12 protein-coding genes are annotated in these 11,395 nt (G+C 66.7%); 6 read left to right on the top strand and 6 right to left on the bottom strand.

Features of this window, described 5'->3' with window-relative positions; translation table 11 throughout:
* Window positions 1-30: 30 nt before the first annotated feature.
* A complete protein-coding gene (locus tag M1K48_RS09960) occupies window positions 31-492 on the top strand; it encodes an NUDIX domain-containing protein (RefSeq protein ID WP_249454882.1) in 462 nt (153 codons plus the stop codon).
* Window positions 493-494: 2 nt separating this feature from the next.
* On the opposite strand, the gene M1K48_RS09955 is transcribed toward M1K48_RS09960, so the two are convergent.
* The 3 genes from M1K48_RS09955 to M1K48_RS09945 form a co-directional block, all read right to left on the bottom strand.
* On the bottom strand, window positions 495-689 hold the full coding sequence (locus tag M1K48_RS09955; protein WP_249454880.1) for a zinc-finger domain-containing protein: 195 nt from the start codon (window positions 687-689) through the stop codon (window positions 495-497).
* Between the two features lie 53 nt (window positions 690-742).
* On the bottom strand, window positions 743-1,291 hold the full coding sequence (locus tag M1K48_RS09950) for a DUF4402 domain-containing protein (protein WP_249454878.1): 549 nt from the start codon (window positions 1,289-1,291) through the stop codon (window positions 743-745).
* Between the two features lie 118 nt (window positions 1,292-1,409).
* Window positions 1,410-1,931: a DUF4402 domain-containing protein gene (locus M1K48_RS09945; RefSeq protein WP_249454874.1), complete on the bottom strand. Its 522-nt coding sequence runs from the start codon at window positions 1,929-1,931 to the stop codon at window positions 1,410-1,412.
* A gap of 113 nt (window positions 1,932-2,044) precedes the next feature.
* Here M1K48_RS09945 and M1K48_RS09940 point away from each other — a divergent pair, with 113 nt between their 5' ends.
* Window positions 2,045-2,971: an ABC transporter ATP-binding protein gene (locus tag M1K48_RS09940; RefSeq protein ID WP_249454872.1), complete on the top strand. Its 927-nt coding sequence runs from the start codon at window positions 2,045-2,047 to the stop codon at window positions 2,969-2,971.
* A gap of 52 nt (window positions 2,972-3,023) precedes the next feature.
* Here the strand turns inward: M1K48_RS09940 and M1K48_RS09935 are convergent, their stop codons facing one another.
* Complete coding sequence (locus M1K48_RS09935) at window positions 3,024-3,722, bottom strand: PEPxxWA-CTERM sorting domain-containing protein (protein ID WP_249454870.1); 699 nt, start codon at window positions 3,720-3,722, stop codon at window positions 3,024-3,026.
* A gap of 206 nt (window positions 3,723-3,928) precedes the next feature.
* On the opposite strand from M1K48_RS09935, the gene nadB reads away from it, so the two are divergent.
* Window positions 3,929-5,509 carry an L-aspartate oxidase gene (gene nadB, locus M1K48_RS09930; RefSeq protein ID WP_249454868.1) on the top strand — a complete coding sequence of 527 codons (1,581 nt, stop codon included), beginning with the start codon at window positions 3,929-3,931 and terminating at the stop codon, window positions 5,507-5,509.
* A gap of 16 nt (window positions 5,510-5,525) precedes the next feature.
* On the opposite strand, the gene M1K48_RS09925 is transcribed toward nadB, so the two are convergent.
* Window positions 5,526-5,705, bottom strand: a complete 180-nt coding sequence (locus M1K48_RS09925) for a hypothetical protein (RefSeq protein WP_168067589.1) — start codon at window positions 5,703-5,705, stop codon at window positions 5,526-5,528.
* Between the two features lie 65 nt (window positions 5,706-5,770).
* Between M1K48_RS09925 and M1K48_RS09920 the strand changes: the two genes are divergently transcribed.
* Window positions 5,771-6,469: a Crp/Fnr family transcriptional regulator gene (locus M1K48_RS09920; protein WP_249454866.1), complete on the top strand. Its 699-nt coding sequence runs from the start codon at window positions 5,771-5,773 to the stop codon at window positions 6,467-6,469.
* 15 nt (window positions 6,470-6,484) lie between these two features.
* Here the strand turns inward: M1K48_RS09920 and M1K48_RS09915 are convergent, their stop codons facing one another.
* Complete coding sequence (locus tag M1K48_RS09915; protein ID WP_249454864.1) at window positions 6,485-6,925, bottom strand: hypothetical protein; 441 nt, start codon at window positions 6,923-6,925, stop codon at window positions 6,485-6,487.
* 129 nt (window positions 6,926-7,054) lie between these two features.
* Between M1K48_RS09915 and polA the strand changes: the two genes are divergently transcribed.
* Window positions 7,055-9,835, top strand: coding sequence for a DNA polymerase I (polA, locus tag M1K48_RS09910; RefSeq protein ID WP_249454861.1), 2,781 nt, complete (start codon window positions 7,055-7,057; stop codon window positions 9,833-9,835).
* Window positions 9,832-11,364, top strand: a complete 1,533-nt coding sequence (locus tag M1K48_RS09905) for a lipopolysaccharide biosynthesis protein (RefSeq protein ID WP_249454859.1) — start codon at window positions 9,832-9,834, stop codon at window positions 11,362-11,364. The genes polA and M1K48_RS09905 overlap by 4 nt, the downstream gene beginning before the upstream one ends.
* Window positions 11,365-11,395 lie beyond the last annotated feature (31 nt).

The raw sequence follows: 11,395 nt of genomic DNA, 5'->3' as shown, positions 1-11,395 counted from the left end.
GGCGGAGGCGCGGCGATCTAGGCTGCGGGCATGAACCGCCTTCTCCAGTTCGGCTGGTCGCTCCGGCGCCGCTTGATCGGCTTGCTCCGGCTGCACACAAGAGGCGTGAAGGTGATGCTGTTCAATCGTCGCAGCGAACTGCTGCTGATCCGCAATGGCTACGGCGACACCGGGCTATTCGTGCTTCCGGGCGGCGGGATCGCCCGGCGCGAGGAGCCGCTGGCGGCGGCACGGCGGGAGCTGGCGGAGGAAGTGGGGATCGCCGATGCATTGCTGCGGCACCTTGGCGACTATCAAACGAGTGCAGAGGGCAAGCGCGACCACATCGCTCTGTTCCACGGCACCACCGACCAGCCGCTGCGGATCGACGGGCACGAAGTCAGCGAGGCGGGGTTCTTCCCGCCCGGCAACTTGCCGCAGGCAACCTCACCGGCGACCCGGCGGCGCGTTCGCGAATGGCTTGATGGCGGACCCTTCAGCGGCGCCTGGTAGGCTCAGGCGGCGGGACCCGCGTCGGCCGGTCCGCCCTTCAGGACGAAGCGCCGGTCGCAATAGCCGCATTCGACGAAGCCCTTTTCGTCGATTCGGAGAAAGACGCGCGGGTGGCCCAGCGCGGGACTGACCTCACCGCTGCCGTCGCAATGGACGGCGTTGGTGGTGACGGTGACGACTTCGGGAGGCGGCTGCATAATCCCCGTGGGGTAGCAACCGCCTCCCGTCGCTTCAATAAGCTGTGGGGTGCTTATTGAAAGGCGGCAGTGACTTCGACGAGCCCGCTGTAGCGGCCCGGCATCTGGTTCGGGGACACGGTCAGCGTCCCGCCCACGTAAACGTAGAACACACCGGTCGCGCCGATCGTCACCGAACCGTCGGCGGCATCGGCGTTGAGCGCGCCCGAGAAGGGCATGGTGGCGGTGGGATCGTCCTGGTTGACCAGGACCGCCGGGAACGTGCGGCTGATGTTGACGACCTGGGTCGGGAGGCCGTTGCCGATCAGGCGACCGCGCAGTGCCGAACCGGCGCCCTGGGTCAGGGTACCAGCCGAAACGCTGAAGACGCGGGTGCTGGTGGCATCATTGGCATTGATCGAGACCGTGCCGGTGGCGGCGGGCGATGCGATCAGGGTGCCGAAATCGAGGTTGTCGATGCCCTGCAGCGTGGCCGGCTGGATCAGCAGCGCGGTCGCCTCGATGGTGTCGGAGCTGTTCGACGGAAGCGACGCCTGGGCAAAGGCCGGTGTTGCGAAAGCGGTCGTTGCGGCAAGCGCCGCGAAGGTCAGAAAAGTGCGCATGTCCTTGGGTTCCCCACATTTGTTGAACCCATCCAAAATGGTGCAATACGTTTCAACGCCGCTTGAAGAGGGGTGCTCAAGGGCGCGTTAAGCCTGAAGATTGAGGATTAGCGTCCGGTCAGGGATATTGAACGGTGACGTCGAATTCGCCGGAATAGACGCCCTCGGCTTGCCCGGCCGCGACTACCAACGTGGCCCCGACATTGAAGTCGAACGCCTCCATCCTGGCCAGCGTCCGTTTGTCCTGACCCTGCAACGTGAAGTCGCGCACCACCATGGTCTCGGTCCCGCCCGCACGGCGAATGGTGATCGGCGACTTGGGGATGCGGATGATCACCACCGACGCGCTGCGGGCAGCACCGACGAAACTCGCCGGCCGCGGATTTCCGCCAAGCGAGGTGACCAGGCCGGTAGTGGTGACGCCGCCGGTGTTGGGATTCATAACCACCGTCCCGGCCCCGGTCGAGGCGACCAGTCCGAAGTCGAGATTGCCGCGGGTGACCAGGGTCAGCGGATAGATCAGGGCTGTACCCGCCACCGCGCGCGGCACCGCCGATTCACGAGGCACCTGCTGCGCGCCGGCGGCGGCCGGCAGCACCGCAAGGGCAGCCAGGAACAGAAAGGTGCGAAGCGGCCCCATGGGTCAGCGGCTTAAGCTGGTTAACGTCAAGTCCACCCTACGAGGTAAGGTAAATAGCCGATTCACCAGTTCAGCTTCCTTGCGGGCGGGCGCATCGCTAAGCGAATCGACCCATGAACCAGAGCGACGCACCGGCCATCCGAATCGACAATCTCGGCAAGACCTATGCCGGCGGCAAGCGTGCGCTGGACGGAGTCTCGCTGGAAGTCAGGCAGGGCGGGTTCTTCGGGCTGCTCGGGCCAAATGGCGCGGGCAAGTCGACCCTTATCAACATCCTCGCCGGGCTGGTCGGCAAGACCGAGGGCAAGGTCGACATCTGGGGCTTCGACATCGACCAGCACCCGCGCAACGCCAAGCTGTCGATCGGCATCGTGCCTCAGGAGATCCTGTTCGATCCCTTCTTCACCCCGCGTGAGGCGCTGGAGATCCAGGCCGGGTTGTACGGCGTTCCGCCGCGGGAGCGGCGCAGTGACGAGCTGCTCGCCGCGATGGGGCTGACCGACAAGGCGCATGCCTATAGCCGGACCCTGTCGGGGGGCATGAAGCGGCGGCTGCTGGTGGCCAAGGCGATGGTCCATTCGCCGCCGATCCTGGTGCTCGACGAGCCAACCGCCGGGGTCGACATCGAGCTTCGCCAGCAACTGTGGGCCTATGTGAAGGAGCTTCATGCGCGCGGCGCGACGGTGATCCTCACCACCCATTATCTCGAGGAAGCCGAGCAATTGTGCGAGCGGATCGCGATCATCAACCACGGCAAGGTGGTGGCGAACGAGCCGACCAAGACCTTGCTGTCGCGCGCGCAGGAAAAGAATGTGGTGGTGACGGTCGACCGCGACCTGGACGAGGTGCCGGCCAACATCTGCTTCGACCGGGTGATGCTGGAAGGCAGTCGCAGCCTGGCCATCACCTATCAGAAGGACAAGGTGAATGCGGGCGAGGTGCTGGCGGCGCTGCAGCGCGACGGCCTCGGCATCGTAGACGTGGTGACCCGCGAGCCCGACCTCGAGGATGTGTTCCTGAGCCTGACCAGAAGCAAATGACCCGACCCTCGTGAGAGGGCCGGGCCATTAATTCTCAAGCTTGAAACTGGGTTCAGGCCATCTGCAGCAGCGGACGGCGGCGACGCATCGCCACCCCTACGGCGCCGAAGCCGAACAGCATCAGGGCCCAGGTGCCGGGCTCAGGAACAGCGGCAGTGACGTAGACGCGATCGACCCCGAAGTCGGCCGCGGTCACGCCGCCACCACGGAAGTTGAAGGCCACCGACTGCGGCCCACTCGACGTCGCGGTGAAGGAGGTGGCGAAGTTCTGCCAGCTCGCAACCGGGGTGCCCGAAGGGCTGCCCGCCGACAGCGTCGTTCCGACCGCCGTCCCGCCGACCGTGAAGCCGAGGGTCGCGTCGAACGGATTATCGTAGCCGTTGCGCGGCACGTAATAATCGAAGCCGATGTTGTAAACGGTGCCTGCAACGAGATTCACCAGCTGCGACAGCGAGTGCGGGTTCGCCGTGTCCGACGAGAAATAGGCCAGGCTGTTGCCGACCGCATCGGGGCTTGCGCTCGTGACGGTGTTGGTGCCGATGGCTTCGCCGAAGGCACCGGTCGGATATTGCGATGCCTGGTTATAGGCGATCACGACCGGAGCGGTGCCGACCGGCATACCGGAAAGGCTCTGGGTCCAGCCGGTGAAGCCGCTTTCGAAGCTGCCGTTGGTCAGAAGATTGGTGGCTGCACTCGCGGGAGTGGCGGTGATCGTGAGCGCCAGCGCGGCGCCGGTAAGTGCAAGCTTCATCTGAACCCCCAGACTATGATTTCGGTTAACTCATCGAGTCGCTGACATTGTTAGCAAAAAATTAATGCGATCGCGACGGTCGATGAATTCCCGAAATGAGACAAAACTGGTCCGCTCTGGTGCGAGGCGTAAAGCGTCCGCCGTTTCGCCCGATCGCTATACTTTCGCTCAGCACCCGGCTTAAGCCCGGCCGCAGAGGAGAGTGCATGGTCCGGCAGTTCGATATCCTGGTGATCGGTTCAGGCGCCGCCGGGCTGACCGCGGCGCTCAACCTCGCCACCGACAAAAAGGTGGCGGTAATCGCCAAGGGCCCTCTCAGCGACGGCGCGACCGGCTGGGCGCAGGGCGGGATCGCGGCGGTGCTTGAGGAAGGCGACAGCTTCGAGGCGCATGTCGAGGACACGATGGTGGCCGGTGCCGGGCTCAACGACCGGCACGTGGTCGAGCATGTGGTCGGCGCCGCGCCCGCCGCGATCGAGCGGCTGATCGAGCTCGGCGTGCCCTTCGCGCAGGAAGATGGCGCGCTTCACCTTACCCGCGAGGGCGGGCACAGCCACCGCCGGATCGTGCATGTCGCCGACGCCACCGGCTGGGCGGTGCAACAGGCGCTGGAACGCGCCGCCGCCGCCAATCCCAACATCACCTTGCTGCCTGACATGGTGGCGATCGACCTGATCACCGGTCGCCACGAGGAGCGTTTCTCGACCGGCGGGGCGGTGCACGGGCTGTATGCGCTCAACCGCGCGACCCGAAAGGTCGAGACGCTGACCGCTCGCGCGACCATCCTCGCCACCGGCGGGGCAGGGCGGGTGTATCTCTATTCAACCGCCCCGCGGGGAGCGACGGGCGATGGTATCGCCATGGCCTGGCGCGCGGGGTGCCGGGTCTCCAACATGGAAATGATGCAGTTCCACCCGACCTGCCTCTACCATCTGGAGACCAAGAACTTCCTGATCACCGAGGCGGTGCGGGGCGAAGGCGGGATCCTCAAGCATCCGCTGACCGGGCACCGTTTCATGCCCGACTATGACGAGCGCGGCGAGCTTGCCCCGCGCGACGTGGTGGCGCGGGCGATCGACAATGAGATCAAGCGCGACGGCCTCGACTACGTCCACCTCGACATCTCGCACCGCGAGCCCGAGTTCGTCCGCGCCCACTTCCCCAACATCTATGAGAAGCTGATCGGCCTTGGCATCGACATGACGACCGGGCCGATCCCAGTCGTTCCGGCGCAGCATTACACCTGCGGCGGGGTAGTGGTGGACTTGGCCGGGCGGACCGACGCACCGGGGCTGTATGCCGCGGGCGAAGTGACCGAAAGCGGCCTCCACGGCGCCAACCGCCTCGCCTCCAACTCGCTGCTGGAATGCCTGGTGTACGGCCAGGCGGCGGCGCGCGACATCCTCGAGCGGTGGGAGCAACTGCCGCCGCTGGCCAAGGTGCGCGAGTGGGACGAAAGCCGGGTTACCGACAGCGACGAGGAAGTGGTGATCACCCAGACCTGGGGCGAGATCCGCCGGTTTATGTGGAATTACGTTGGGATCGTCCGCACCACCAAGCGGCTGGAGCGGGCCAAGCGGCGGATCGACATGCTGCGGCAGGAAGTGACCGACTATTACGCCCACTTCCGGGTCACGCCCGACCTGATCGAACTGCGCAACCTGGTCGAGGTCGCCGACCTGATCATCCGCTCCGCCCTCGCCCGCCGCGAGAGCCGCGGGCTGCACTTCACCCGCGATTTTCCCCGCACGCTGGCGCAGGCCAAGGATACCGTGCTGGTCGACTGATCCAGCGCCGGGTCAGTCACCGCATTTTGGCGATCTTGAGTTTCAGCACCTTGGCCTGGGCCTGCGTGCTTTCCTCGCTTCGGGTCAGCGCCTTGGCGATGGCCTTGAGGCCCATGCCCTTGGCCGCCAGCGTGTGGAGCTTGGTGTTCTCGTCGGCGGTCCAAGGCTGCCGGTGGCGTTCGAATCTCTCACCCATGCCCGTGTCATCGGACGCGGGGCGGGCGGTGGCAATCCCCGGTGGCAATCGGCTAAGCGGAGGGCATGACCTCGAGCCCGCTTGCCTGCGCTACTTGTCCGGTCCGCGATCGCGCGGCCTGTGCGGCGCTGGACGAGGGGGAGCGGGCGGATCTGGCGCGGCTCGGCCGGCACCGGATACTGGCGCCGGGCGAAACCCTGTTCCCGGCAGGCGAGCCCAACGACCGCTGCGCGACCCTGGTGCGCGGCGCGCTGAAGATCAGCACCTCGGATGCCGAGGGTCATGAGCGAATCCTCAGCCTGATCCATCCGGCGGGCTTCGTCGGCGAGCTGTTCGCGCCGCTGGCCCGGTTCGACGTAGTGGCGCTGACGCAAAGCGAGGTCTGCCTGTTCACCCGCCAGGATTATGAAGCCGCGGTGGAGCGCTATCCCGAGCTTGCCCGGGCGCTGCTGCGGCGCTCGTCCGAGGATCTGTTCGGCGCGCGCTCGCTGATGGCGATGGTCGGCCGGCACAGCGCTCGGGAGCGGGTCGCCGCGTTCCTGCTGGCAATGGCCGACGCGGCAAGCGATTCGCCGTGCCATCCGGCCGCGCGCTTCGACCTTCCGCTCAGCCGGGCGGAGGTGGCGGGGCTGCTGGGCCTCACCATAGAGACGGTCAGCCGGCAGCTTTCCGCGCTCGAGCGAAGCGGCGCGATCCGGCGGCATGGTTTGCGCGGCATCGAACTGGTCGACGCCGCGCAGCTGGGGATTGGTGGCTTGCCCTGAGGCAAGCCAAGGGGATCACACCAGCGCCGCGATGGTGGTGGTGGCGATCCCCCAGAACAGGATGCAGGCCGGCAGCAGCAGGACCAGCGTTGCCGCTTCCCCCGCCGACGTCGGCCCGGTCGCGGTATCGATGCCGCGCGCCCGAAAGTTCGCCCAGTCCAGCGCCTTGACCTTGTGGTCAGGCTTCATCGTCGCCCACTTGGCCGGGACAAAGGCGAAGGCGGCGACGAAGATGAAGTTCACCGCCATCGGCAGCACCAGCCCGTCGGCCGCGAAGCCCACCCACATCACAGCGAGATAGGCGAAGAAGAAGCCGAAGACGCCAAGCAGCAGCGCGGGCGGTAGGCCGAAGTTGCGATCCCTGCAAAAGGGCAGTTCGGGCGCATCGGCCTGCTGCGGCGGGGCGACTACTTCGCCGCGGGCGAGCAGCAATTGCTTGTCGAAACGGTCGGTCATCGAACCTCTCCTGTCTGTTGCGCGGAGAGTGGCCGACCTCGCGGCCGGCCGCATTGACCAGGATCAAAGGGGCGCAGGCTTATCGCCGGGCGTTTCCTGCGGGAGCGAACCTGCTAAAGCCCTGCGTTCATGCCTGACGCCCAGCCCCATCTCTATCTCGTCGACGGATCGAGCTACATCTTCCGCGCCTATCACCGGCTGCCGCCGCTGACCAACCGCCACGGGATGAACGTCGGCGCGGTCTACGGCTACACCGCGATGCTTTGGAAGCTCGCCGAGAGCCTGTCCAAGGCCGACGGGCCGACCCACATGGCGGTGATCCTCGACAAGGGGTCCTCCTCGTTCCGCAACGAGATGTACGACCAGTATAAGGCGCACCGCCCGCCCGCGCCCGAGGACCTTGTCCCGCAACTGCCGCTGATCCGCGTTGCGACCCGGGCTTTCTCGATTCCCTGCATCGAGGAAGCGGGGCTGGAGGCCGACGACATCATCGCCTGCTACGTCACCGAGGCGAAGAAGAACGGGTGGATGACGACCATCGTCAGTTCCGACAAGGATCTGATGCAGCTGATCGAGGACGGCAGTGTCGACATGCTCGACACCATGAACGACCGCCGCTTCGACCGTGCGGCAGTGGTCGAGAAGTTCGGCGTGCCGCCCGAGCAGCTGGGCGACGTGCTGGCGCTGATGGGCGACAGCGTCGACAATGTTCCCGGCGTCCCGGGTGTCGGGCCGAAGACCGCCAGCCAATTGATCCAGGAGCATGGCAGCCTGGAAGCGGTGCTGGCCGCGGCCGACGGGATCAAGAAGCCCAAGCTGCGCCAGAACCTGATCGAGCATGCCGAATCGGCCCGCCTCAGCCGTGAGCTGGTGCGGTTGGTGTGCGAGATGAACCTGCCCGAGCCGCTCGACGCGCTTGAGCTCAAGAACATTCCCGAAGAGCCACTGCGCGACTTCCTGGTCGACCAGGGCTTCAAGACCCTGCTCAACCGGATGGTTGGACAGGGCGCGCGGCCGTCGAATGGCGAACGGCCGGCCCCGGCGCCGCTGCCGGCCGGCCCTGGCGAAGCGGAAGCGATCAGCGTCGATCGTTCGACCTATTTGACCATCTCCGACGCCGCGACGCTGGAGCAGTGGCTTGCCGAAGCCCGCGAGCAGGGCAAGGTCGCAATCGACCTGCAGGGCGATGGCGGTCATGGCCTGGCCGAGGGGCTGGCCGGGGTCAGCCTCGCGCTGGCGCCGGGCCGCGCGGCCTATGTCCCGCTCGGGCACGGCGGCGGCGACCTGCTGAGCGAGGGCCCGGCTCAGATCGGCTTGACGGCAGGCCTGGAGTTGTTGAAGCCGCTGCTGGAGGATTCGTCGGTCCTCAAGATCGGCCACAACCTCAAGGATCAGCTGCGCCTGCTGGCCGATCTCGGCATCACCGTCGCCGCGGGAGAGGACGTCATGCTGGGCAGCTTCGCGCTCGACAGCGGGCGCTTCGGCCACGGCCTCGACGAATTGGTGAAGCGGCATTTCGAGCATGCTTGCCTGCCTCTGAAAGCCGTCTGCGGGACCGGGCAGAAGACCATCCGCTTCGGCGACGCGCCGATCGCCGCCGCGACCGAATATGCCGCCGAGAATGCCGACATGGTGTGGCGGCTGTGGCACCGGATCGAGCATCGCCTGGCGGCGGAGAATTCGACCCGGGTCTACCGCCTGGTCGACCTGCCGCTGGTCCCGGTGATCGGGCAGATGGAGCGCGAGGGGATCAAGGTCGACCGCGCTTATCTTGCCGAACTGTCGGAGACCTTCGCGACCGAGACAGTGCGGCTGGAAGAGGTGATCTACGAGGCCGCCGGCGGTCCCTTCACCATCGGGTCGCCGCAGCAGCTCGGCTCGGTGCTGTACGACCGCCTGGGATTGAAGGGCGGACGCAAGGGCAAGTCGGGCGCCTATTCTACCGACCAGGCCGAGCTCGAGCGGCTCGAGGCCGAGGGGGTGGAGGTCGCCCGCCGCGTTCTCGAATGGCGTCAGCTGACCAAGCTCAGGGTCACCTATACCGACGCGCTGCAGACCCAGATCGATCCGCGCACCGGCCGGGTCCACACCCGCTATGCGCTGGCCGCGGCGCAGACCGGGCGGCTGTCGTCGAACGATCCCAATCTGCAGAACATCCCGATCCGGACCGAGATCGGGGCGCGCATCCGCAACGCCTTTATCGCCGAGGAGGGCCACAGCCTGCTGTCGGCCGACTATGGCCAGATCGAGCTGCGCCTGGCCGCGCACATGGCGGACGTGCCGCAGCTGAAGGAGGCCTTTGCGCGGGGCGACGACGTCCACACCATTACCGCACGCGAAGTGTTCGGCGACGAAGGCAAGGAAAGCCGCAACAAGGCTAAGACGATCAACTTCGCCATCCTCTACGGCATCTCCGCCTTCGGCCTCGCCGGCCGGATGGGGATCGGCCGGGACGAGGCCAAGGACATGATCGACCGCTATTTCGAGCGTTTCCCGGGCATCAAAAGCTATATCTCGACCACTCTCCAGCAGGTTCGCGAATGCGGGTTCAGCCAGACCCTGTTCGGGCGCAAGACGCATTTCCCCAACATCCGCTCCGGGGTGATGAACCTGCGCCAGGGAGCCGAGCGGGCGGCGATCAACGCGCCGATCCAGGGCACCAGCGCCGACATCATCAAGCGCGCGATGGTCAAGATGCCGGCCGCGCTCGCGGCTGCCGGGCTGAGCGGCACCCGGATGCTGCTGTCGGTGCACGACGAACTCGTGTTCGAAGTGCCTCATGGCGACGAGGAGCGTGCGGCGGCGGTGATCCGTGACGTCATGGCCGCGGCTGGTGAGCCGGTGGTCACGCTCGACGTGCCGCTCAGCGTCGAAGTGGGCTGGGGCGCCAACTGGGGCGTCGCGCATTGAGCGCTGAAACCGCTGAAGCCGGTCGCCAGGATCTTGCCGCGCTGGCGCGTGGCGGGCGCATCAACTTCTTCGGTTTCCTGTTGCGGCTAGCGGCGCGGTTGCCGTTCCTGTTCATTGCCGGGCGGATGTACGGGGCCGAGGCGCTCGGCCGCTTCGCCTACGCCGTGCTGGTGGTCGAATTCGTCGCGCAATTGTCGACCCTCGGCCTCAAGCGCGGGCTCGCCCAGCAACTAAGCAAGACCGAAAAGCCGCATGTCTGCGTCACCTGGGACGCCCTGCTGGTCGCGTTGATGGCGGCGGTCGTTGGAATGGCGCTGCTGTTCCTGTTCCCCCGGGTGATGTTCCCCAATTCGGGCATCTACGGCCTTGAATGGCTGCTTCCCGTTGCGGTGCTGGCGCTGGCGTGGAGCGACGTCATGCTAGCGGCGCTCGCCTATCGTCACGACGTCGGCGCAACCGTCCGCGCCCGCGCGATCGTCGAGCCGTGGACGATCAGCATCGCCGCCTTCGCCTTCGCCTTCATTTCCAAGCGTGACGGGCTGATCTTTGCCTATGCGCTGTCGATGATCGGGGCGCTGATCGCGTCGGCCATCCCATTCTTCCGGACCTATGGCCGCGCCGTGGGGTGGCGGCCCAATCCCGCCGAAAGCTGGGGCCTGGCGCGCCGCTACATGCCGATCGCCGCCGCCGACACGGTGGAATGGGCCAGCCGCCGGATCGACCTCGCCATCCTCGGCCTGTTCGCGACCCCGGCGCTGGTGGGCATCTATTATGTCGCTCAGAACGTCGCCTCCTTGCCGAGCAAGCTGAAGACCAGCTTCGACCCGATCCTCGGGCCCGTGATCAGCCGCAGCCTCGAAGAAGGCGACCGGGTCGGGGTCGCGCGGCAGATCCGGCAGGTCGGCTTCTGGGTGATCGCGGCGCAGGCGGCGGTCGCATTGGCACTCGGCATTCCAGGAGAAGGGGTGATGGGGCTGGTCGGGCCGGTGTTCGTCGCCGGTACCGCGGCGCTGATCTTTCTGCTCGGCGCCGAAGTGATCGCCGCCACCGCCACCACCAGTGAAGCCGCGCTGATCTACATCGCACGCCACCGCAACATGATGCTGAGCCTGGCGATGCTCGCGCTGCAGGCGGTGCTGACCGTGGCGCTGATCCTCCTGTTCCGCCGCCTCGGCTGGCCGCCCGCCTGGCAGGCGACCGCGCCCGCCGTCGCCTTGTGCCTGGCGCTGAGCTTCGCCGCGGTGACCAAGTCGCGGCTTGCCGGTCGGCTGCTCGGCGCGCCGGTCAGCGGCTGGCGCTGGCCGCTGTTGTGGGCCGCCGCCGCCGCGATTCTCGTCGGGCAGGTCATCAAGCTGGCGCCCGAATGGCTCGAACTGGTCGTCGGTATCCCCGTCATCCTCGGCGCGTTCGGCCTGATTATCTGGATCAAGGGCTTCGGGCCCGAGGACCGGTTGCTGTTCAAGACCCGCAAGAAGGACATCGCCGTCGACCTGCCGGCGGGGGGAACGACCGGGGACGTGGCGCGATAGCCGGAAGCGAGACGACGCGAAGTGAATTCGC

It is taken from the genome of Sphingomonas glaciei, from assembly GCF_023380025.1.
Lineage (GTDB): Bacteria > Pseudomonadota > Alphaproteobacteria > Sphingomonadales > Sphingomonadaceae > Sphingomicrobium > Sphingomicrobium glaciei.
Note: the sequence above shows the minus strand (reverse complement) of the source record. Positions and strands in the feature narration are given on the sequence as shown.